The following is a 22,145-nucleotide window of genomic DNA, read 5'->3' as shown; positions in this document are numbered from 1 at the left end:
TTCTGCCTTGTATTTATTAAAATTTTACAGATGCTTGAACATAGTAAGTTCTTGGCTGCCCCACATAGATACCATAATTATTATCCGTAGAACGCGTAAAATAGGTTTGATCAAAAAGATTTTTAATACCAGCTGATAGCGTTAAATCAGACAAACTTTTACCAAAATGGTACTCACCTCGTGCATCCCATACCATATAACCGGGGATTGTTCCGTATCGACCATCCGCACTGGGCTTTGTTACATAATGGCTTGATGTCCCTGGCGATTCTTGGGTAGATTGCGCATAGGTATTTAAGTTCCATACCCAATTCCCCGTTTCATAACGGCTACCTGCGGTAAAGATCTGCCGTGAATAAAACGGTAAATCTTTATGGGCAAAGTCACCTTTTTTACTGACCGCTTTCGTGTAGGTATAGGTGCTGTATACGCTGATACCCTCCAATTTATCGCTCAGGTCAGACAGGTTATACCTTGCAGCCAATTCCACACCTTGGTGAGTCGTGGCGCCCAGATTTGTCCAACCCGTTGTATTTTCAACATAAAGTAGTTGGTCATCAAAGTCGATATAGAATAAGGTCGCCTCAAGGGATAGCGCTGTATTATCGTATTTAGTCCCCACTTCATAGTTATGTGCTTTTTCTGCACTTAACCCATTCGCAGGGGAATTCCCTACCCCTTTAGTATTCAACTGGAAATACTGTAAACTGCCGAATGACGTACTCGCATTAGCAAATAGTTTCCATTCATCATCAATATGATAGATCACGGCTAACGCAGGAAGTGGTTCGCTATATCGCTTACTTCTATTTTGGTTTTTAAAGCTATCATTTAAATGAATATTAATGTTTTCATAGCGAATACCCGGAATGATAGTCCAGTTACCGACATCAATCGTGTCATCAAGATAAATCGCATAGGCTTCTGTTCCACCCGATGTGTGTTGATAATAATCATTGGTACTCGGCCGCGAACTTTGAGTGCCCGCTTGGTACCAATTTGAACGGTAAGCTTTTTCGTCTGCGGTCTCATTTAAATAACGATACCCCACTGTCACTTCGTGTGAAATATCATTAAAACGGAATAATTGTGAGTAGCTAGGCTCAATGGCATAAGCGGTATAGTGGCGAGGGTAAGAAACTAAGCGTCTTTCATTGGCTTTATCTTTGTGGTCACTTTCTATGTAACTACCCCGATAACTTTTACTAAACCATGTCATTAACTCAAATTGCTTGTCATCTTCTTCATGTTTGTATTTCAATGACATATCTTGTCGATTGCCTTCAAAACGGTCATAAGGCCGTGTTGATTGGAAGGGGTCAGTATTATATTGCGCTTGAGTCAACCCTCCAGGCATACCTGACATCGCATGATAGTAATGAAAATTAGCCAGTAGCTCGTCGTTATCTGTTATGGCATAACGGGTTTTTAAAATCAGGTCATCAATATCAGTATTATCATTGCTTTTACGGTAGCCTTGCCCGTGTAACCCTGAATACAGCAATAGCGCTCCCGCTGAATCATCCGCTTTTGAACCCCCTACGGACGCATCCACCAATGTCTTTAACCCACCCGTTTTAGCTCCTTGAGTTTGTAACGAAACACCCCCAGAAAAGTTTTTCGGAATAGGCTTAGTCACAAAGTTAATTACACCACCCACATTTTGTGGTCCATAACGCACAGAAGCCCCTCCACGGATCACATCAATAGATTCAATACTACCTAGTGATAATGGTGACATCGACAATTGAGGTTGACCATAAGGCGCAGCGGCTAGTGGCATACCATCGAGTAAAATCGTTGAACGCGGTGAAAGACGTGAGGTTAACCCTCGTACCCCTACATTTAAGGAAACATCGCTCCCCCCTGTCCCATTACTTTCGCGTACCTGCACCCCTGGGATCCCTTTTAAAGCATCCCCAATGGTTTCACTGCCTAATTCTTTAATTTGCTGTTGAGATCTTACTGTCCGAGCACCTGGGTGATTAAATACCACCTCACCATCTTCAGTATTTTCAAGCCAATTACCTGTAACTGTAATCTGATCATTTTTTGAATTTTCAACAGCGAAAACATGATAAGGCGCTAATGCAGCTGAAATTGCTAATGGTATTAGTAACTTGCTAGTTTTTAAATTCATAAGGGATACGTAACAAAGGAGATTAAGAGCAATAATGATAATTAGAATCATTACAGATAATCAACTTAATTTACTATTTATTTTGAAATTACTCTAGCTTAATTCCTTATTATATAAAGGGTTATTGTTTTTGATTTAGAATGAAAAGCACTGAAGAAAACTAAAAAATCCGAGGGAAAATTTCCCCTCGGAGCATATTACTTAACGACATCATATGGTTAAAAGCAAAACAAATAATATTTTGCTTCTAATAAGAACTAACCGCCTAGTGAGAAAAACACTACCCGACCAACTCCCTCGCCAACAAAAATACAGAGTGTTGCCAGTGACATCACGAATGTTGCATTCACATTGTGCCCATTTTTTTGACACAGTAAACGACCAACAAACAATACCCCTAATGCAATAAGTATGATTCTAACAATACTTAAGTTCACTAAACCATCAGGGAGTTCACGTGGCGTCATTCCCATATAAATCGGCTCTCCCATATTCCCTAGTAGAGATAATGCGCCCAGTAACATGAGTAAAATTCCTATAACACTAATGCCTAGCGCAATTTTAACCACACGTTTTAATTGTTCTTCTTTGCCATGGCGACGTAAAGAACCTACCAGTAATAATGCCGCAACTACACCACCAAGCAGTAACACCGCGCCAAAGAAACTGGCGTAGGTAAATAAACCATTCCAGAGGTTAAACAAGGTGTTAGCGTATAATGCTGACATTGCATACATATAGATAATACCGGCTAACGCACTCAGCGACAGTAACAGCGCATTCGCATTTTGTTTAAGTAATAGCAGTGCAATACTGAAAAACAAGAGCGCCATATAAATTGCCGTCGCCCACACTTCACGGCTCATCCATGAGGTCGACACATGCAACATGGTGTAAAACATGTGTAGCGGGTTCCCCATATGAAATAGTGAGCCTAACAACCCAACACAGCCCAGAATAAAACTTGCTAAAATAGGCAGTTTAATAAACTGGACACTTTGTCGGTTATTTCCGCCTTCAAGTACACGAAAATAGCACACCAATGAAACTAGCAAACACCCTACAGAAGCTTGCATAAATAAGGTGAAAACCACCAATGGAAATTCATGCATGATAATTCTCCTTATCCTTTTGTACCGACAACCAGGTTCGGTTTGGTAATACTTGAGCTAGGTAACCCTGCAATATCTGCATTCGAGCCATATTTTTTACGTAACTCACTAATTAGACCGAATTCAATCGCACGCATAGGACAAGAATCAACACACATTGGATTCCCGCCTTTTTCACGGAGATCAAGACAAGTGTCGCACTTAGTCATCATTCCAATACTGGCATCGAATTGAGGTGCCTCGTATGGACAAGCCCATGTACAATAGCGGCACCCCACACATTTATCATGGTCGACTAATACAACCCCATCTTCTTCTCGTTTATGCATTGCGGTGGTAGGGCAATGGCTGACACATTGCGGATCGTCACAATGGTTACAGGCAATAGACAAATGCCAAGTCCGAGGACGTGGAAATTCACCAACTTCAATATCATACACACGACGAAAGTTGCGCCCGACCTCGAGATCATTTTTGTCTTTACATGCAACAACACAGGTTTTGCAACCAATGCAAGTGGCAACATTAATATAAAATCCAACTTGTTTATCCATTTCTTATTGCCCCCTAAAAAATAATACGCTGTGGAATTGCAGCATCTGGAACTAGCTGGTCACCATGCCATTTTTCGATATTACATAGCATCGTATTCCACCCTGACGTCCCAAGCCCTGTAGGGACTTGAATGGTTAGCGTATTATCAGCTCCCGCCATATCTATTCCTGTTTTTTCATCAACATCTGTCCAACTTCCATGTGGTAATGCCACAACACCCGGTTTCATAGTTTGTGTGACTAAAGCAGGACGCACAATTTTCCCCTGTGGGCTCGTTATCAACACAGTTTCACCGTGTTTAATACCTAAACGTTTCGCATCAGACGCATTGATATAAATTGGGCTTGGCCACTGTTCACGCAACCAAGGCACGTTATCAAGCGTACTGTGAGATCGACGTAAATAGTGTGGGTTATAGATTTGGAATGGATAATCCCCTTTTTCCTTCTTCGAGAAGTCGCTAAAACTTGCCTCATAACCGCTTGCGGAAGGGATATATTCCGGAATTGGCGGTAATTTCGTCCAGCCACATTCATCGGCTTTTTCGACTAATTTTTGGCAGTAAATTTCGAATTTACCACTCGGAGTTGGTCGTGGATTGGCTTGAGGGTCGCGAATAAAATCTTCATAGGCAATATAACCATAGTTATCACCAGCAGTACGCTTGACTTGGTATTTCCCAACAGTAAGAAATTCATTGAGGGTAATTCGGCCTTGCTGTGGCTTACCTGTTATTTGCCATTCATCAATATCTGCTTGGGTAATGGTGATTAATGGCTCTGTCGTCTTACCATCTTCACCAATAATTGTTGCGCCATTGAGTTTATTAAAAAATTGTTGTTTTTCCGAAACAGGGAAAACTTCATCGACATTAATACCCAAACGTTTACCTATTTCTTTGGCAATCCACTGGTCACTTCTCGCCTCATAAAGTGGCGGAGTTACATTCACCGCAGCTATAATAACTTCGCGGTTACTTGGATTTAATATGGTTCCTTCGCGTTCCCACTCTGTCGTAACGGGTAAGACGATATCCGAATATTTAGCACAAGTATGTGGAACATATGCTGCAGTTACAACCAACTCTACATCTTTACGATAAGCTTCAACACTTTGTGAAATATTAGCTCGCGTTTGCAGTGTCGCATTAAACGGGTGAATGATCATTTGGATATTTGCATCGACATCCCCAACACCACGTTGGCGGAATCTTTTTTCTAATAATGCACGGTTAAGCTCATTGTGATTAATTTTCAAGCTAACTGGATTTGGGATTGAAGGTAACCCACTGGCTCCTGCCATTACGAGCCGCGTGCCATTATTTCCAGCAGCAAAGTGGCAACTAACCCCAGTCATGCGGCCAGGCCTTCCCATATGGCCAGTCATAAAGCCTAATGTTGAGAATGCTTGCACCCATCCTTCACCGTTATGGATTCGAGCAGGCGCCCAACCGGTAAGCAATGCGACTCGGTTAGTACCGCCGATTTCACGCGCTAACTTGCGAATATCGCTAGCTGACAGACCACAAATATTAGAGGCCCACTCTGGTGTTTTAGGCTCTCCCGTGTAGGTGCCTAACAGATAATCTTTGAAGTTACCTTTTGGGTCAGCGCCTGCTGGCATATTATTTTCATCAAAACCAACCGTACAACGGCGTAAGAAATCCCAATCAATCAATGGGTTGTCAGGGCTATCCATTTCTAATAACGCAGACATGATACCCAGAGCTAAAGCATGGTCAGTACCGGGGTTGATAGGGTACCAGTCTGCATCCATTAACTCTGCCGTGGTCGTATAACTTGGGTCAATACTAATAAAGCGCGCTCCCGCTTTTTTCGCTTGATAGTAATTATAGGTTGGGCTACCAGGGCTGCTCCACGCTGGGTTTGCTCCCCACATCACGATTAACTGGGAGTTACGCATATCAAAGCGGTCATTGGTACCAAAAGTATAAAACCCTTCAAGTAACCCTAAATGCGCCGGTGTTTCAAACCATGCCCCCCATGAGGTTGTTCCCCAATCGCCAACAAATCCCCCAGCTTTCGCATAAACGTTTTGGATATCAACACCATTACCGCCAGTGATCCAAATCGATTCATTCCCATATTTTTCTTTAATACGTTTCGATTCTGATGCCACAATATCTAATGCTTCATCCCAACTGATGCGCATCCATTGGTCTCGGCCTCGCAAGCTTTTATCTCCACCACCGGGAGCCCAGCCTTTACGCTTCATTGGATATTTTAAGCGATCTGCACCAAAGACTTGTTTACGTTGTGAACGGCCACGTAAACAACCTCGTTGTTGTGGGAAATCAGGTGAGTCCGCAACCACATCATCGGTTTTTTGCCTAACAACTACGCCATCAACCACCAATGCTTTATTAACACAGCGGCCACCACAGTTATGCCAGCAGGCCACGGGCTTCCATTTCCCTTGAGTGACCGCATCAGTTGCTTGCTCAACCGCTTTTTCTTCCTCTGGTGTTGCCGCATATAATTGCTTACTCAGCGGTAACGTAGCCATCACTGATGCCGCCGATGTCCAAGCTATAAATGAACGGCGACTCAAGGCTATTTTCTGTCTTTCTGACATTGCTCTTACCTCTTCATTTTGTTTATTATTATAAATTAACTAACTCATTGATTTTTTTAATATCATTACGTAAGAAAAGCTCAACTAATGAACTTAATTGGCGATAGAATAATGTGTCTGCATGGTTATGCATTGAGCGGCAAAATGGCGTAATAAACGCCAATAAATGGGTATTTAAAAATGTGGCAGACCCGAGCAACAACGCGTTTACGTTAACCCAATCAACGGTTTCATTTTCGCTATCAATAAGTTCAGTAATACGCAGGCTTAAATGCCACATAAAATCTAACTCATAACCAATATGGTCAGCGGCTTCCCTATCCCCTTCCGGTAAATGAACGCCATACTGTTCATAAAAGGATTTCACTGCTGAGGTACTTTCTTGAAATAACAGTTTGTCACGGGAAACATAAGTTGACTCCCATGGCGCTGCTGGCGGGGCTTCAGGGCCAATAAATAAGCGAGTAAAATCCCAATGCACGTTTTCAAAATCCTCAGTATTGGCTTTTAGCTGCCTATTGTTTAAGTCTTTATGCATGTCATTTATGGCATTTCTCATCGCGGGTAATGCTTCATCACAGGGAAATAACAACAACCCTGAGTCTCTCAAATAACTTAATAACTCTGGCGTTGGTTCTTCCATAAACAAACGCCGCAATACGTCATAAGCAAATTGACGCGCATACAGAAAATCTAAAATTTGGTCGTCATTGGTCATAAATGTATCCCTACAGGTCAGTCAGTAAAAATTCAGCGGGTGTAGTGAGTTCAATTCGCACTTCTTTAATTAAAGGATTGCCCTGTTCATCGGGCTCAACAATGTGAGAGGTCAACGCAATAGGTAGTTTGGCTAGTGGGGTTAATAAGTAAATTGCTTCAGGGTTAAATTGCAAAAAACCATGTAACAAATCTTGATAATAAGAAACGCCTGTGTGTTTCAGTAAAGCCGCCACTTTTTCACAATCATCACCAAAAACCTTGGCGCTTTTAAAAAAATAATCTTGAGAAGAGAAGAAGTAATGTTTTCCTAATACTTTTTCATTGTGTTCGAAAAAAGCATTACTTTGGTACACTTGCCCCGTATGTTTATTTTCTAAAGAGCAATAATGCACCCCAAGCGATAATTTATTTTCTAGTGCAAAATTAAGCACTCGAAGGCAAGCTAATTCACTCTGTGCAACCGCCAATCCACCAGCATACCAATAGTTGTAATACACCTCATAAGGTGGATTTTTAAGTTCGAAGCCTCGGGCTTGATACGCTTCACTATTTGTTAGAGGGAAACAAAACTCTAATAAATTGATACCATCTATACCAATGTCATCAAGCTGAGTTAATAACTGATACATTTGCTGTTCTGTACCGGAGATCACCGGCATTTCCACCATAACCGCTGGGAAAATTTCACGAGCTAACGCGATGCGGTGCAAAACTTTGGTGATGCGTTCTTTTGAATCATCAGTTTTGATACTAAAACGGATTTCTTGTAGGCCTGCCTTCGCTAAAGCTAATGCGGTATTACGGTCTAATGGGTCACCAGCGGTATATAAACGGCTATGAGCCTGAGGTAATTTCTGTTGGACGGCTTGGAAAAATTCGATACTTTCTTGGCGAAAAAGTAGAGGCTCCCCGCCGGTTAGCGCAATATGACTCAATGGATAACCTTGCTCTGCAATTGCATCAACTTCCCCAATCGCATCACGCATTTCTTGCTGATAACCCTGATAGTTTTCTTGATTTGGATTAAAACAAAAGTAACAATCGCGGTGACATTTTAATGACAAAAATGTTGTGTGGCTCCCTTCCCCTGTACGACATTGCACGCAAGCACTCGAGAGCCAATTACAATGTATACTCTTCCCATTATTGGCAAAAGTTGCGCCATGATTCTTTATACTTAGTTTGAGTTTCTCAATTTCATGTTGCTGTGCAAAAGGGGCTTCAAAATTAAGGCCATATTCTATGATTGCCTGCTGTGTTTGCTGTTCGATATCCAAATAGCGAATAGCGTAGCGCTTAAATTTTTGATTATTTACTGTCGATATTGTTCTATCAGTAATAGGATAGATCATAAATTTCCCTTCAATTTATGAGCAAACAGTTCCTATTATTCAATGAGTCTTCAATTAGGTTTAGAACGTAAACAATCAATTAATAAACTGTCATTAAAATACTAATAACATTTTAAAATATGCTTATAAACACTCACATCATTACCGATTAAATTGAAAAATTTTAAATAAGAAATATTCGCATTATATTGTTTTGATTTTTAATTAATATCAGTATAGGTAAGTGACGTAATATGGTGTTGCGCAGGATCAAAAAAACTTTCCTTTCATTATTTATATATCAAATAATTAGCTATCGCTGTCGTTATGGCCAGGTTATTACTTAATCGTGTTCTCATTATATGAGAATTATCTCTTTAAAAATCGCCATATAAAATTCAAATACCTCATTTAATAGCATTCTCAAATAAGATTAAACTAACTGTTCAACATTAAAAGAGAGGAAATAATATTTCAATTTGTAAAATTAAAATTCAAAAAATGTTCAGCTATTCATATTTATCATATTTAATTTCTTTTATTTTATAAACCTCTCTAATAAATACAGCATAGTTATTATTTATCTTTTTATCATAGTTAAAGATATAATTATAATTCATCGTTAGGCACTCCCAACTCGTCACTATCACTCGATTGGTCATTATCGTCAAAGTGGTAAAGCATAAGTCACCTTAACCGTTTCCATTGGCACCTCCGTCTTAATACTCTGAATGCTGCTAATTTGCGTTAAATGGTCTGCATGAAATCGACGATAAGAGGCTAAGTCTTGCGTTACAATACGGATCAAAGCATCACATTCCCCTGCCATTAGATGACATTCAACGACTTCAGGCATTAGTTTAATGTCCTCAACAAATTGGTTGATGGTCTTGGCATCTTGTGTTTTAAACCAAATACGTGCAAATAAAGAAAGACCAGCTCCAATTTTACTGCCATCCAACACGGCCACATAACGTTTGATAACCCCTGCTTCTTCAAGCAATTTCACACGACGCAGGCAAGGGGACGGGGAAAGCCCCACTTCTTTAGCTAATTCAATATTCTGAATTTTTCCATCTCTTTGTAAAACCTGTAAGATGCGCCTATCAATGGCATCTAATTTTAGTCTATTTTCTTTCATTGGCACTGAACTCCAATCTAATATTAATTAATGATATTAAATACCAATTATTGTTTATTTTAAAGCAATAAAAAAATCCAATATCACTGGATTATCGCTATAATTTTATCGCTACTGGCCAGTTGCGTGAAATAACAATAAACAATAATGAGGAATTGAAATGGAGTTACAGACCTTACTCTTATTTAGCGCAACCGTAGTCCCTTTAGTCTGCACACCAGGCCCAGATATTCTTTTTATTTCCGCCCAAGGATTATCAGGTGGCACCTCTGCTGCCTTAAAAGCTAATTTAGGTATTATACTGGGCTATGTGGCGCATGCGATTCTGGCTGCGCTTGGTTTAGCTGCGATTGTTGCGGCTTCCCCCATGATTTTTCACACGATTAAATGGGTTGGCGTGGCTTATGTCACTTATCTTGCTATCCGCATGGTGTTATCTGCGATGAAAGCGGGAGACTTAAAGATTCAAACTGTATCAACAAAGACAGTAATAGCTAAAGCATTTCTAACTAGCTTTCTTAACCCTAAAGGGTTACTTGTGTATTTCGCTATTTTACCGAATTTTATTAAACTGACAGAAAGTGTGGCCGTTCAGTCCTTGATACTCTCAGCCTCTTTTATACTTTCGTGTGTCGTGATTTACGGTGTAATAGGTGCATTATTTGCATCCATGCATAATAAGCGAGCTTATAATGATAAAAAACGCCGTATAACCGAGGGTGTTGCCGGCGGTATGCTAACACTGGCTGCTATTGGTTTAGCTACTAGTTAGCGAGGCAATAATTCAATCCAAATTAACTTGCTATCGGTGCTAAGTGGTTTTATCACCCCTTCACCGATATCAGGTAGCCACCAGCCTCCTTGTCCTTGCGCCATAAGATGGCAATTTGCGCCTGAAATTTCCCATTTGCCATTGAGCACATAGACTAACCCTGCTTGGTTAACTGGTAATTTACACTCTTCAGTGATGAAATAGTTTTTAGCCGCCCACCTGTCATCTCGAAAAATGAAATTCATTAACTTAACTGATGGCTTTGGGACTTTTACCGCACAAAATTGCTGAGCTGAAAATTGGACATGATCACCTGCGTGCTCTAGTCGACACTCAAATACTTTGGTATCGGTTAACAGAAGCGGCTGGTCATTCAACAATACTGCCAACCTTTCTCCTTCCGCATAGCGTTTTAAATAGCTCTCTTGTCCAATGGTCGCAATGCTTGCGCGTAGTGAATAGTCCGATGCAACAGGCCAGCAAAATACTTCTTGGCTGGCCCCCGCACCATCATGCCAATCCAGGATAGGTAACTCCATTATGTCAAAACATTTTATTTTCACATTACCTCCCATCTATTGCTGCTAACACATTTAGATTTATACTTAGATTGGCAAAGTTAATCTTTCAAGGCAATGAATTAACAATGATAATGTGACTAATCACGCCTCTCATTGATTAAAAAGTGACATAAACGGCCTAAAGTTTTCATTGCTTCTTCCACCCTCTCACTCCATGTAAACGATGCATTAAGACGAAATGCATGATTAAACTGATCACTGGTGGAAAACATACTTCCCGGTGCAATGCTGATCCCCTCTTTTAGTGCGAGTTGATACAAACGAATAGCATTAAATGGCGGTTCAAATTCTAGCCATAAAAAATACCCACCTTTTGGTGTATTAACTTTTACTGACTGAGGCATATATTTTGCTATTGCACTCAACATTTGGTGCTGACGTTGTTCCATCGTTAAACGCAGTTTACGGAGGTGATTGTCATATCCCCCTAATGATAAGTATTCAGCAATAGCTAATTGTGTGGGAACGCTGGCAGAGACGGTGCTCATCATTTGTAAATGCTGAATTTTTGTCGCGTGTTGACCCGCAGCAACCCAACCCACACGATACCCCGGCGCTAAACATTTCGAAAACGAAGAACAATGAAAGAAATTTCCTTTTGTATCTAGTGCCTTTGCGGGTATTGGCTGTTTGTTACCAAAATAAAGTTCCCCATAGACATCATCCTCAATTAATGCAATTTGCTGCTTATTCAGGATATCGACCAGTCGTTTTTTGTTCGTTTGCGGCATCGTACCGCCTAATGGATTTTGATAATGTGTCATCAGCCAACAGGCTTTAATTGGATATTTACTTGCAATATCCTCTAACGCGTCAAGATCAATACCAAATAGCGGGTCTGTTTTAATAGCAATTGCCTTGAGTTTTAACCGCTCAATTGCCTGAAGTGAACCATAGAATGCAGGTGATTCGATAACGACCCAGTCCCCAGGCTGAGTGACTGATTGTAAACTCAGAACTAAAGATTCCATTGCTCCGGCTGTAATCACGATTTCATCGGGAGCAACATGGATCCCTTGAGTTGCATAACGCTGAGCAATGTTTCGACGCAGCTGTTCATTACCAGGAGGCAAATTAGCTGGTGTATTAAATTTTGATAAGCGCCTAGCGACAGACGCGAGTGATTTCGCGAGTTTTGGGTCATCTAATAAGGCGGGCTCTGGAAATGCGGAGCCAAATGGAATAATATTCGGGTCCTTACAAGCTTGTAGGACACCAAAAATAGAGGCGTTAATCTCTACATTTTCATTCAAATGTAGCCCTTTACCTCCTTTTGCGGCAGCAAATGCGTTATTGCGATTTGCCACGTAATATCCTGATTGCGGGCGAGCAACGACCCATCCTTGGCTTTCAAGCAACTGATATGCTTGCACAACAGTCATTAAACTTAAACCCGACTGTTTAACACTTTCCCTCAAAGAAGGTAATCTGTCACCCACTTGCCAGATATTGTCTTCAATTTGCTGACGAATTTGTGCTGCTAATTGTTCATATCTCGTCATAGCCGCCTCGACTGTTATAGTTAATATCTCAATAATTGTTACTATTATAGTTTATCGTCTCATGTTCTACTTATCCACACATTCACCTGACTTTTTTTTAACTATAAGCACAAAACATTTTTCGTTGGATGGCGATTATTTTGCACTCAGGTGTGAGCAACTCCTTTTGCTAGGGATTAGCGCCTCAATTGCTCTCATCAAAACGTTGAATGTTGCGTGTCATTAACATATCCACTCAGGGGTCAATATGTTTGGACTAACTGCGCTGGAACTTGCCCGTATACAATTTGCGTTTACGGTCTCGTTTCATATTATTTTTCCTGCCATTACTATTGGACTCGCAAGTTACCTTGCGGTGCTACAAGGTTTATGGCTTAAAACTCGTGATGAAGACTATATAAAACTGTTCCATTTTTGGTCGAAAGTTTTTGCGGTTAATTTCGGAATGGGTGTTGTTTCTGGCTTGGTTATGGCATACCAATTCGGCACTAACTGGAGCTTTTTCTCAGATTTTGCGGGGGGTATTACAGGGCCATTACTCACTTATGAGGTTCTTACGGCCTTCTTCTTAGAAGCTGGTTTCCTCGGTGTTATGTTGTTTGGGATGAACCGTGTAGGTGAAAAATTGCATTTCTTCGCCACTTGTATGGTTGCGCTAGGAACAATTATTTCCACATTCTGGATTTTGGCCTCCAACAGCTTTATGCAAACACCACAAGGCTTTGAAATTATTGATGGGCGCATTGTTCCCGTTGATTGGTTTGCCGTTATTTTCAATCCCTCTTTCCCTTATCGGTTACTGCATATGACTACAGCAGCTTTCCTTGCTGCAGCATTTTTTATTGGGGCTTCCGCCGCTTGGCACTTGCTCAAAGGCAACAAGTCCAGTGCCATGAAAAAAATGTTTTCCATGTCCCTGTGGTTGATTTTAGTCTTAGCCCCTGTTCAAGCTTTAATCGGTGATGCTCACGGCCTAAACACGCTTAAACATCAACCGGTTAAAGTGGCAGCAATGGAAGGTCACTGGGAAAACAAACCCGGAGAAGCCACCCCGCTAATCTTGTTTGGTATTCCAAACCAAGAAAAGGAAAAAACAGAATTCGCTATCGAAATTCCTTATTTAGCAAGCCTGATTTTAACACACAGTATTGATAAACAAGTCCCCGCGCTAAAAGAATATGCCCCAGAAGATAGGCCTAACGTGTTTATGGTGTTTTGGTCATTCCGCGTAATGGTCGGGCTCGGCTTATTAATGATAGCGGCTGGAGTCTGGGGTTTATGGCTTCGCTACCGTAAAAACCTTTATGAGTCGAAAACATTCTTACGTTTTATGTTTTTAATGGCACCTTCTGGGCTGATAGCCATCCTTGCTGGTTGGTTTACAACAGAAATTGGTCGCCAGCCATGGGTCGTTTATGGGCTACAACGAACCTCTGATGCGGTCAGTGCACATGGTGAAATGCACATGAGCATCAGTTTAATCGCCTTTTTTGTCGTTTATGGCGGTGTTTTCGGGATTGGCTATATGTACATGATGAAATTAATTCGTAAAGGTATCGCGGAGGACGCAGCTCATGGGCATTGATTTACCTCTCATTTGGTTTGTCATTATCGTATTTAGTATGTTGATGTATATTGTTATGGATGGGTTCGATTTAGGCATTGGGATCCTTTACCCTGCGCTAAAAGACAGCCAAGACCGTGATCTGATGATGAACAGCGTTGCCCCTGTCTGGGATGGCAATGAAACTTGGTTGGTTTTAGGTGGAGCCGCTCTATTCGGCGCATTTCCTCTCGCTTATGCAATTGTCCTTGATGCACTGTCAATTCCATTAACTTTCATGTTACTGGCCTTGATTTTCCGTGGTGTTGCCTTTGAGTTTCGTTTTAGAGCGGATGAATCACACCGCCGCCATTGGGATCACGCCTTTATTTGGGGTTCAATTTTTGCCACCTTTGTTCAAGGTGTGGTCGTTGGCGCCTTTATCCAAGGCTTCCACGTGGAAAACCGTGTTTACATGGGGGGTTATTTCGATTGGTTCGCGCCTTTCCCTCTATTTTGTGGATTTGGCCTCGTTGTTGCTTACGCGCTATTAGCTTGTGGGTGGTTGATCATGAAAACTGAGGGCCACTTACGTAGCACGATGTATCGTGTTCTGCGGCCATTAACATTACTGATGTTAGCAGTAATTGCGGTGATCAGTCTCTGGACCCCAATGTTAAATGAGGCAGTCTTTGAGCGTTGGTTCTCCCTGCCAAACCTGTTCTTCTTTTTACCTGTTCCGTTACTGGTATTAGCCTGTACTTGGTTGACCCTAAAAAGTGCTAAGCGCCAACGATTCGATAGCGTGCCATTCTTAGCTGCTTTAATGTTGATTTTCCTTGGGTTTACTGGCCTAGGTATCAGTATCTGGCCAACGCTCATTCCACCCGCAGTCAGTTTCCGTGATGCCGCTGGCCCAGCCGAAAGTTTAGGCTTTATGTTAGTCGGTGCGTTATTCATTATTCCTGTTATTTTGGTTTATACCTATTGGAGTTACTATGTCTTCAGAGGAAAAATTACCCCAGAACAAGGTTACCACTGATAACGTGGCAGCCTCCCCTTGGTGGAAAAAACTCGGTTGGATGGCCATTATCTGGTTCGGAAGTGTATTGGCACTATTTGCCTTCTCTTCCGTGTTTAAATTGATGATGACCGCCGCCGGAATGAAAGTGAAGTAATTTACCTTTCGATATGCCGTATGCTAAAAATCATACGGCATTTTTATTAAAATCAACAATTCATCACTGTAAATTGCCTCCCTACTGTTGAAAACCTCGCTTTATAAATATCCTCTTCCAATCACTCACTAGCGGTTGCAACTTACAAAGTTATTCATGATAATGATAATAATTACCATATAATAAAATTATCATTAATAAAGGAGATCGTCCGTGGCCACTGAACAACCCGTTGAAAAAAACATCTACCGCCCGGCTCCACCACAGCTCATTCAAGTCAAATCTATTACCGATATCAGCCCATCTATTCGCAGCATTACTTTCACCGGTGAAAGACTCGATACATACCCAACAGATTGTGAAGGTGGGCACCTGAAAATATTTTTAGCCCCTGATTTAATCAGCCAGCCGGCACTCCCTATCCTAAGTAAAGAAGGCCGTAGCTGGCCAGAAAACAAACCTCGTCCATTTGTTCGTACCTATACCGTCAGAGCCATCCGCCCTGAAGTTAGCGAGATAGATATTGAATTTGCTATGCATGATGGCGCAACTGGCCCTGCATACCTATTTGCGCGTGATGCAAAACCGGGAAATTGGATGGGAATTACCAATCCTGGTGGCCCAGACCCATTATTGCCTGCCCGACAACATTACTTCATGGCCGGTGATTCAAGTTCTCTACCCGCTATTGCCGCATTATTGGAAAAAATGCCAGCAAATGCCCAAGGTAAAGTCGTACTACGGTTAGATAACCCAAAAGACGTGCGAGAGCTGAAAAAACCTGAACACGTTGACGTAATTTGGATCTGTGGTGATATCACCAAAACAGCTGAATTAATTAGCACGTTTAAGTCTTGGGACATTCCAAGCAATGATTGTGCTTTTTGGATTGCGGGTGAAGACCAAATTATTCGTGATTTGCGTCGCTATATTCGTCGTGAAAAAGGTTTTGGTCGTGATGATATCTATGCAATTCCTTACTGGCGATATGGCTATGATGAGGAAGGTTATCACCATGAACGCCATGCTGTGATGGACAACCCTGACGACTAATTTCAGTTCAAATAGTTAGCTCGCTTATTGGTTATAAACTCTACTAAGCGAGCTCATATCCTGCTCCTATCTGCCTTCATCAAGTTTTTAGTCATTACGTTCCTCATCAATAAACTTGCTAAAATAATTTTCATGCTTACAAATGTTATGTTATAACATAATGGTTTTTATGGTCGTTATATTCACTTCAAAAATAGGAAAACCACTGTGTACAAAATGGCAATTTTAAAAACCAGTCTTTATGTCGCATTAGCTCTCACTAGCTATACAGCTGCTGCTCATGGCTCACATAGTCACTCTCATCCACAATCAGAGAAGGCACTCCAAGCTTCAAAAGGGATTTTTGAAGATACTGACGTCAAAGATAGGTCTCTAAGCGATTGGCAAGGCATCTGGGAATCTGTTAATCCATTACTATTAAATGGAAAGCTCGATGAAGTTTTAGAAAGTAAAGCGAAGAAAAATAAAGACAAAACAGTTGAAGAGTATCGTGAGTATTATAAAAAAGGCTATGCCACCGATGTTGACAGCATTGGAATTGAAAATGATGTCATTGAATTTACCCAAAACGGTGCCGTAAGCAGCTGTAAATATGACTACGCCGGTTACAAAATTCTTCATTACACTTCAGGGAAAAAAGGCGTCCGTTACTTGTTTGAATGCAAAGATGCTAATTCAAAAGCGCCCAAGTTTATCCAATTTAGTGACCATATTATTGAGCCACAGGCCTCGGGGCACTTCCACCTATATATGGGAAACGAATCTCAGGAAAAATTATTAAGCCAACTAGAAAATTGGCCAACCTATTACCCATATACCCTCACAGATGAGCAAATCGTACATGAAATGCTCTACCACTAATCAATGGCCTCTATAAAGATTTAACCTATGCCCCGCGAACAAATCGTGGGGCATATCATCAATAACAAGACTAATTAACGGTTATAAGCCAATAAGGCTTTATGGCACAATTGTGATCTCACACAGTCCTCAATAGTAAAATTCACCATCGAAACCGTTTCATCAGTGCTAAAACGTTGTAATGCATCGGCTAACCCAGAGGACACACCTTCTGGCAAATCACACTGGGTCACATCACCATTGACAATCACCGTCACATTTTCGCCAAGCCGAGTTAAAAACATTTTCATTTGCGTGACAGTGACATTTTGAGCTTCATCTAATATCACAACAGCATTTTCAAATGTTCGGCCTCGCATATAAGCAAATGGCGCGATTTCCACTTTAGCAATTTCGGGACGCAAACAATATTGTAAAAAGGATGCGCCGAGCCTTTTCACCAATACGTCATAAACAGGACGAAAGTAAGGCGCAAATTTTTCTGACATATCACCCGGTAAAAAACCGAGATCTTCCTCCGCTTGAAGAACGGGCCTTGTCACAATAATCTTATTGATATCTTTATGAATTAACGCATCAGCTGCAAGTGCAGTGCTGATATAGGTTTTACCACATCCCGCTTCGCCATTAGCAAAAATTAATTGCTTATGTTTAATGGAATTAATATAGAGTTTTTGAGCTTCATTTCTGGGCAATATAGGGGATTCATCACGACGTTCTTTTGCCATACCGATAGCTTCAATGCCAGTAAATTCAGCAAATGATGCGACGTTATTGATATCAAAACGACCTGAGCGATCTTTTCGTGATGAACGTTTCATTTCACGACGTGCCTTTGTTGCAGCTTTCTGTCTACTCATAGTATTAACCCTTCCAGGTATCAGTGATGTCAATTCAAATGACGGACTATTCAAAACAGAGGTGAGCTCCCTTCAAGCTCAAAGTTAATATCAAATATCTATTATGTGGCTGTAACTCCATGCAATAATAACTCAGCTAATAAAAAAACCGGTTACCAATCTCACCATGGAAATTTCATGATGGAGTGGTAACCGGCTTTGTACTCGCGTGTATAGACACTTATTTCCCATTAGTTTCTCCTGTAACAGCGATACTTTTAAACTAATGAATCTATATGACAGTAATATGACAAGCAGCAATATTTTTAGTGACTCAATGAGTCCATGTTTTTATTGCAGTTTTCATCTGCTTTAAATATAGCGTCATTTTTTTTGATAAAGCAACATTTTTCTAACAAAATTTTGGGCGTTTATTAAAATCTTTCGTTATCACACGTAAAAACAAAAAATAAAACCACAATAATCAGTTAGTTAACTATTGCGGTTTTAACGAATAATTAGCGTATTTTACAATTTCCAGCTAACTCAAAACCTGCGGCTTTAGCCGATTGTTCGTCAGTGAAGATGACGGCATTTTTATCCGCGATGGTATTGAAGCTAGCACAATGTGAAAAATGATATTTTTTAGAATTACGATTACCTTTAATTTCAACCGTATTTGGTACAATAGGTTTATTTTCTATTACTTGAGGCTGATTTAAAGGTGAGACTGGTGAAATATTAACACCCTCTGCGCTATTTTTATGATTTAAACTCCATTTTTTCTCCCCTGTCACAAATGGGTTATGATGGCCCATCACCTTAGCGACTCGATTATCACGCTGTATTTCCCAAGGGGTTGGAGGATATTTATTATCCCAAGCCATCAATAACTGTTGTTGTTGACGTGACATAGATAAGTTATAGCGGTCATGCATATAGAAATATACTCGGGCTACTTGCCCTTTAGCCTCATCTCTTGGTTCAAAGACTCTTTGTTTAAAATCTACTCGACTGCGACACATTCCGTATGGATATGGCGTATTAGCGGGTAATTGTCCAAAACTAAAATTGCTTCTATCACCATTCACCTCTCCAATAGAAGGCGCTAAATTATGCAGATCGGCTTCCATTTGGCCAAAAATAGGGTCACTAGACACACAGTTTTTTCGCCCACCTTGTTGCCAACATTGTCTTTGATGACCAAACACCCATGCAGGAACAATATGTTCCCATTCAATGCGTTCGGCTCGGTTCTGTTGTTTACGTACTTGATAGCCGCAAGAGGCTAAATCGACTTTTCCTCCGCTTTTTCCTACCCATTCCCACTGGCACCCACAGTATATTGTTCCCTCACCTTGGTGATTTTGATCTGCATAAACCTGAGTTTTACTCAGTGCTTTGGCTTCAGTAAATGAACTCGGTGCAGAAAATGAAAAAGCAGAAAAAACAAATAATAGAATCGAAAAAACGAATTGATAATATTTGGACAAGCTAAATTGTTTCAAAATAACACCACTAATAAGAATATATGCGAAGAATTGAAATGAATGCGTTAGTTTTTCCTCTAACACATTAATGCATAAGAAGAAATATCACATATTCTAATCAAATAGTAGCATTAATGATATCAGCGATAACTCAATTTTATGGTTAACACCCACATCAGAATTTATGCAGCTTTAATAGAATATCTAACTCTTATTAGTAAAAGAGCAAAGTATGGCTTGCGGATATAGCAAGAATACCAGTAAGCCATCCCTTAAAAATTACACACTTGGTCTTTTGCGATATAACCATAAACCAGGTAAAGAAATACCAATAGACAAGGCTCCAACAATGAAAGAGGCTTTTAAGAAATTAGTCACTAGGACCTCAACTAATTCAGGGTCATAGCCAAATTGCGATATTTTAACGACTGAAATCATTGCAATATAAGCACTAATACCTGGAAACATTGGGATCACGGCAGCAACAGTAAACACTTTAGGATGAGCTAACCACCAGCGCGACCACTGAATACCGATAATACCGATTAAAATTGCCGCGAGAAAACTTGCCCACTCAATTTGCAGCCCTAATGTCATCAATATCATTCTAAAACCATAGCCAATAGCACCTAATAAAGCACAATATTTCAATGCTCTAACAGGTACATTAAACACCATAGCAAACCCAACTGCTGGTATAGCTGCTAGTAGCATTTTCTCACATAAGGAGAACAGAAATTCTATGCCCATTCTTTTAAACCCCAGATTGTCATTGCTAATACAACCCCAATACAGGTAGCCAAAGTAAGGAGACTCGCCATTGTCCAACGCGCTAAACCTGTATTAACATGCCCTTTAAACATATCAGCGACTGCATTAATTAATGGGAAGCCCGGAACTAAAAGCAATACGCTGGCAGCCATAGAAATCGTTTCAGTGACGGCCAAATACGGTATTTTCAGTAATAATCCAGAGACCGTTGTCGCAACAAACGCAGTGATACAAAAATTAATCAATGGGTTCATTTGATGAGAAGTTAACACTTGTCGCACATACATTGCACAGCCACTGGCTAAAAATGTAATTAACGCACTTTCCCATCCCCCTCCATTCAACTTGCTGAAACAAGCACAAGATAAAGCCACCATCAAAACCATTAACCATCGAGGATATCGTAGCGGTTTAATCGATGATAATTTCTTGTGTAATTGTTTTCGGTCTAGTAAATGATGTTCGACGAGAATGACCGCATGCTGAACTTCGGTGACAACATGCATATTAATACCACGGTCAATAATACGCCGTGTTGACGTTAGGCAGCGGCCATCAATTATGGTGGTTAAAACTAATGAGTTAGATGAGATTGCACTATCAACTTGATTTGCTCCAAGTGCAATGCCCAAACGAGTTGTCAATTGTTCAACGAGCATACTTTCAGCGCCATGTTGCAATAACAATAAGCCACACTCAATACATAGCCGAGTTACCTCACGTTGCTGATCAACAGGATCATTTTGGTCTATTTTTTGTTCGTTCAATGCATGCTCTGCCATCTTACCCCCAATATTGTGACAACCATTCAGATATCACCCTAAACATGTTAATCTTTATAAATATCATAAAGACAAATATCAGCTTAAATGATGATCTCTTTCAGGTAAATCTGTGATTGAGGTAACGTGATTTAAACTATTTGGTAAAATTTGTTATGTTATTTTCTTATTTGAAGACAAATAGTAGGATTAGCCATTCATGAATAGCACGCTTACAGCTAAAACCCCAAAAGGCCGACGTCGTCATCAGGCTTTGATCACTGCCGCAACTGAAATTTTTCTGCAATATGGGTTTGAAGGTGCAACTCTGGATATGATTATTGAACGTGCAGGAGGCTCTCGAACGACTTTATATAAAAATTTTGGTGATAAGGAAGGGTTATTTGCCGCTGTTATTGCATCTATGATTGATGATATTTTTCAAGAACCTGACGATAAAACACCCCCACTAAATACGATTGAGTCCATACTTTCTTTTTATGGTTCTCGATTTTTATTGAATGTTCTTAAACCTGAATCCATCGGGTTATACCGGTTAATTTTAGGCGAATACAACCGTTTCCCTGAAATAACCCATGCATTTTTTGAGCAAGGCCCTGTAAAAAGCTATCGCTTGTTAACACAGAAGTTGGCTTTACTTCCTGATGTTAAAGTGAATGAAACAACATTATTAAGCATTTCTTCACGCTACCTAGAAATGCTAAAAGCGGATGTGTTTATCACCACTTTTTGTGTTGCCGATTTCAAGCCCAGCGATGAATTTATTCAACAGCAAATTGCTATGTCCGTCGATATCATCGCCAGTTATATCCGTAAAATCAGTAAAACCACAATCGACTAAGCTAAAACTGATTGGGCTTGTTCTTTTGCAGCCATTGCATCCGTTGCGATTAAAACTTGGGGACCATACAACGCAGACAACATGGGAGCCATGCGTTCCATCTCCTCTTTATCTCGGCCATCAGGTTGTAGCGTAACAACTAGAGCGCGACAATGCTGTTCCATTGCTTCTTTTGCATCTTTCAACCAACGACGCACATATTTCATACTTTGCATATCTTCTGATGATGGTTTTTCTTTTTTAACCACTGGAGGATATATCAATACAAATTCATTTCTTCTCGCCAATAACATATCCATTTCCTCTAACCATAAACGCGTTTCATCCATAGTTGATGG

21 protein-coding genes are annotated in these 22,145 nt (G+C 40.6%); 7 read left to right on the top strand and 14 right to left on the bottom strand.

The annotated features are described in order from the left end of the window. Window positions 1-16: 16 nt before the first annotated feature. From PSF28_RS07495 to PSF28_RS07465, 7 genes are all read right to left on the bottom strand, one after another. On the bottom strand, window positions 17-2,140 hold the full coding sequence (locus tag PSF28_RS07495) for a TonB-dependent receptor family protein (RefSeq protein ID WP_272684845.1): 2,124 nt from the start codon (window positions 2,138-2,140) through the stop codon (window positions 17-19). 257 nt (window positions 2,141-2,397) lie between these two features. Beyond that, window positions 2,398-3,252, bottom strand: a complete 855-nt coding sequence (locus tag PSF28_RS07490) for a dimethyl sulfoxide reductase anchor subunit family protein (RefSeq protein ID WP_272684844.1) — start codon at window positions 3,250-3,252, stop codon at window positions 2,398-2,400. Window positions 3,253-3,263: 11 nt separating this feature from the next. Next, entirely contained in the window at window positions 3,264-3,806 is a 543-nt protein-coding gene (locus tag PSF28_RS07485) for a DMSO/selenate family reductase complex B subunit (RefSeq protein WP_210835542.1), read from the bottom strand. Between the two features lie 13 nt (window positions 3,807-3,819). After that, complete coding sequence (locus PSF28_RS07480; protein WP_272684843.1) at window positions 3,820-6,402, bottom strand: molybdopterin-dependent oxidoreductase; 2,583 nt, start codon at window positions 6,400-6,402, stop codon at window positions 3,820-3,822. A 28-nt stretch (window positions 6,403-6,430) separates the two neighbouring features. Then, window positions 6,431-7,120, bottom strand: a complete 690-nt coding sequence (locus tag PSF28_RS07475) for a TorD/DmsD family molecular chaperone (protein ID WP_210835536.1) — start codon at window positions 7,118-7,120, stop codon at window positions 6,431-6,433. Between the two features lie 10 nt (window positions 7,121-7,130). Next, window positions 7,131-8,474, bottom strand: coding sequence for a radical SAM protein (locus tag PSF28_RS07470; RefSeq protein ID WP_272684842.1), 1,344 nt, complete (start codon window positions 8,472-8,474; stop codon window positions 7,131-7,133). 646 nt (window positions 8,475-9,120) lie between these two features. Then, window positions 9,121-9,594 (bottom strand): Lrp/AsnC family transcriptional regulator, encoded by a 474-nt coding sequence (locus tag PSF28_RS07465; protein WP_210838918.1) that lies wholly within the window; start codon window positions 9,592-9,594, stop codon window positions 9,121-9,123. A gap of 160 nt (window positions 9,595-9,754) precedes the next feature. Here PSF28_RS07465 and PSF28_RS07460 point away from each other — a divergent pair, with 160 nt between their 5' ends. After that, the gene (locus PSF28_RS07460; RefSeq protein ID WP_210838920.1) at window positions 9,755-10,366 is read left to right on the top strand and encodes a LysE family translocator; all 612 of its coding nucleotides are present in this window, start codon (window positions 9,755-9,757) and stop codon (window positions 10,364-10,366) included. On the opposite strand, the gene PSF28_RS07455 is transcribed toward PSF28_RS07460, so the two are convergent. Continuing rightward, a complete protein-coding gene (locus PSF28_RS07455; protein ID WP_272684841.1) occupies window positions 10,363-10,929 on the bottom strand; it encodes a HutD/Ves family protein in 567 nt (188 codons plus the stop codon). The genes PSF28_RS07460 and PSF28_RS07455 overlap by 4 nt on opposite strands. Before the next feature lie 95 nt (window positions 10,930-11,024). Then, complete coding sequence (locus PSF28_RS07450) at window positions 11,025-12,449, bottom strand: aminotransferase-like domain-containing protein (RefSeq protein ID WP_004910542.1); 1,425 nt, start codon at window positions 12,447-12,449, stop codon at window positions 11,025-11,027. A 247-nt stretch (window positions 12,450-12,696) separates the two neighbouring features. Here PSF28_RS07450 and PSF28_RS07445 point away from each other — a divergent pair, with 247 nt between their 5' ends. From PSF28_RS07445 to zinT, 5 genes are all read left to right on the top strand, one after another. After that, window positions 12,697-14,034, top strand: coding sequence for a cytochrome ubiquinol oxidase subunit I (locus PSF28_RS07445; RefSeq protein WP_004910539.1), 1,338 nt, complete (start codon window positions 12,697-12,699; stop codon window positions 14,032-14,034). After that, window positions 14,024-15,034, top strand: coding sequence for a cytochrome d ubiquinol oxidase subunit II (gene cydB, locus PSF28_RS07440; protein WP_272684840.1), 1,011 nt, complete (start codon window positions 14,024-14,026; stop codon window positions 15,032-15,034). The genes PSF28_RS07445 and cydB overlap by 11 nt, the downstream gene beginning before the upstream one ends. Beyond that, entirely contained in the window at window positions 14,991-15,170 is a 180-nt protein-coding gene (locus tag PSF28_RS07435; RefSeq protein WP_051128883.1) for a DUF2474 domain-containing protein, read from the top strand. Before cydB ends, PSF28_RS07435 begins: the two co-directional genes overlap by 44 nt. 213 nt (window positions 15,171-15,383) lie before the next feature. Beyond that, window positions 15,384-16,223 carry a siderophore-interacting protein gene (locus PSF28_RS07430; RefSeq protein ID WP_210838925.1) on the top strand — a complete coding sequence of 280 codons (840 nt, stop codon included), beginning with the start codon at window positions 15,384-15,386 and terminating at the stop codon, window positions 16,221-16,223. A gap of 216 nt (window positions 16,224-16,439) precedes the next feature. Continuing rightward, window positions 16,440-17,084, top strand: a complete 645-nt coding sequence (zinT, locus tag PSF28_RS07425; protein ID WP_210838943.1) for a metal-binding protein ZinT — start codon at window positions 16,440-16,442, stop codon at window positions 17,082-17,084. Window positions 17,085-17,158: 74 nt separating this feature from the next. On the opposite strand, the gene phoH is transcribed toward zinT, so the two are convergent. The 4 genes from phoH to PSF28_RS07405 form a co-directional block, all read right to left on the bottom strand. Next, window positions 17,159-17,944, bottom strand: coding sequence for a phosphate starvation-inducible protein PhoH (gene phoH, locus PSF28_RS07420; protein ID WP_210838926.1), 786 nt, complete (start codon window positions 17,942-17,944; stop codon window positions 17,159-17,161). Between the two features lie 497 nt (window positions 17,945-18,441). Next, entirely contained in the window at window positions 18,442-19,416 is a 975-nt protein-coding gene (locus PSF28_RS07415; protein ID WP_425594632.1) for an endonuclease, read from the bottom strand. 276 nt (window positions 19,417-19,692) lie between these two features. Then, a complete protein-coding gene (locus PSF28_RS07410; protein ID WP_004910523.1) occupies window positions 19,693-20,163 on the bottom strand; it encodes a threonine/serine exporter in 471 nt (156 codons plus the stop codon). Further along, window positions 20,154-20,966, bottom strand: a complete 813-nt coding sequence (locus PSF28_RS07405) for a threonine/serine ThrE exporter family protein (protein ID WP_004910522.1) — start codon at window positions 20,964-20,966, stop codon at window positions 20,154-20,156. Before PSF28_RS07405 ends, PSF28_RS07410 begins: the two co-directional genes overlap by 10 nt. A gap of 199 nt (window positions 20,967-21,165) precedes the next feature. Here PSF28_RS07405 and PSF28_RS07400 point away from each other — a divergent pair, with 199 nt between their 5' ends. Then, entirely contained in the window at window positions 21,166-21,807 is a 642-nt protein-coding gene (locus PSF28_RS07400; protein ID WP_272684839.1) for a TetR/AcrR family transcriptional regulator, read from the top strand. On the opposite strand, the gene PSF28_RS07395 is transcribed toward PSF28_RS07400, so the two are convergent. Continuing rightward, the coding region (locus PSF28_RS07395; RefSeq protein WP_272684838.1) for a hypothetical protein at window positions 21,804-22,145 on the bottom strand (342 nt) is incomplete at its 5' end. The genes PSF28_RS07400 and PSF28_RS07395 overlap by 4 nt on opposite strands.

It is taken from the genome of Providencia sp. PROV130, assembly GCF_028482225.1.
In the GTDB taxonomy this organism is placed as follows: domain Bacteria; phylum Pseudomonadota; class Gammaproteobacteria; order Enterobacterales; family Enterobacteriaceae; genus Providencia; species Providencia rettgeri.
The sequence above is the reverse complement of the archived record's forward strand: the minus strand, read 5'-3'. Positions and strand labels throughout refer to the sequence as shown.

What these genes read in the sequence shown, in the direction of transcription:
- PSF28_RS07495 (WP_272684845.1), bottom strand. Translation starts at nt 2,140, where the DNA reads ATGAATTTAAAAACTAGCAAGTTACTAATACCATTAGCAATTTCAGCT.
- PSF28_RS07490 (WP_272684844.1), bottom strand. Translation starts at nt 3,252, where the DNA reads ATGCATGAATTTCCATTGGTGGTTTTCACCTTATTTATGCAAGCTTCT.
- PSF28_RS07485 (WP_210835542.1), bottom strand. Translation starts at nt 3,806, where the DNA reads ATGGATAAACAAGTTGGATTTTATATTAATGTTGCCACTTGCATTGGT.
- PSF28_RS07480 (WP_272684843.1), bottom strand. Translation starts at nt 6,402, where the DNA reads ATGTCAGAAAGACAGAAAATAGCCTTGAGTCGCCGTTCATTTATAGCT.
- PSF28_RS07475 (WP_210835536.1), bottom strand. Translation starts at nt 7,120, where the DNA reads ATGACCAATGACGACCAAATTTTAGATTTTCTGTATGCGCGTCAATTT.
- PSF28_RS07470 (WP_272684842.1), bottom strand. Translation starts at nt 8,474, where the DNA reads ATGATCTATCCTATTACTGATAGAACAATATCGACAGTAAATAATCAA.
- PSF28_RS07465 (WP_210838918.1), bottom strand. Translation starts at nt 9,594, where the DNA reads ATGAAAGAAAATAGACTAAAATTAGATGCCATTGATAGGCGCATCTTA.
- PSF28_RS07460 (WP_210838920.1), top strand. Translation starts at nt 9,755, where the DNA reads ATGGAGTTACAGACCTTACTCTTATTTAGCGCAACCGTAGTCCCTTTA.
- PSF28_RS07450 (WP_004910542.1), bottom strand. Translation starts at nt 12,449, where the DNA reads ATGACGAGATATGAACAATTAGCAGCACAAATTCGTCAGCAAATTGAA.
- PSF28_RS07445 (WP_004910539.1), top strand. Translation starts at nt 12,697, where the DNA reads ATGTTTGGACTAACTGCGCTGGAACTTGCCCGTATACAATTTGCGTTT.
- cydB (WP_272684840.1), top strand. Translation starts at nt 14,024, where the DNA reads ATGGGCATTGATTTACCTCTCATTTGGTTTGTCATTATCGTATTTAGT.
- PSF28_RS07435 (WP_051128883.1), top strand. Translation starts at nt 14,991, where the DNA reads ATGTCTTCAGAGGAAAAATTACCCCAGAACAAGGTTACCACTGATAAC.
- zinT (WP_210838943.1), top strand. Translation starts at nt 16,440, where the DNA reads ATGGCAATTTTAAAAACCAGTCTTTATGTCGCATTAGCTCTCACTAGC.
- phoH (WP_210838926.1), bottom strand. Translation starts at nt 17,944, where the DNA reads ATGAGTAGACAGAAAGCTGCAACAAAGGCACGTCGTGAAATGAAACGT.
- PSF28_RS07410 (WP_004910523.1), bottom strand. Translation starts at nt 20,163, where the DNA reads ATGGGCATAGAATTTCTGTTCTCCTTATGTGAGAAAATGCTACTAGCA.
- PSF28_RS07405 (WP_004910522.1), bottom strand. Translation starts at nt 20,966, where the DNA reads ATGGCAGAGCATGCATTGAACGAACAAAAAATAGACCAAAATGATCCT.
- PSF28_RS07400 (WP_272684839.1), top strand. Translation starts at nt 21,166, where the DNA reads ATGAATAGCACGCTTACAGCTAAAACCCCAAAAGGCCGACGTCGTCAT.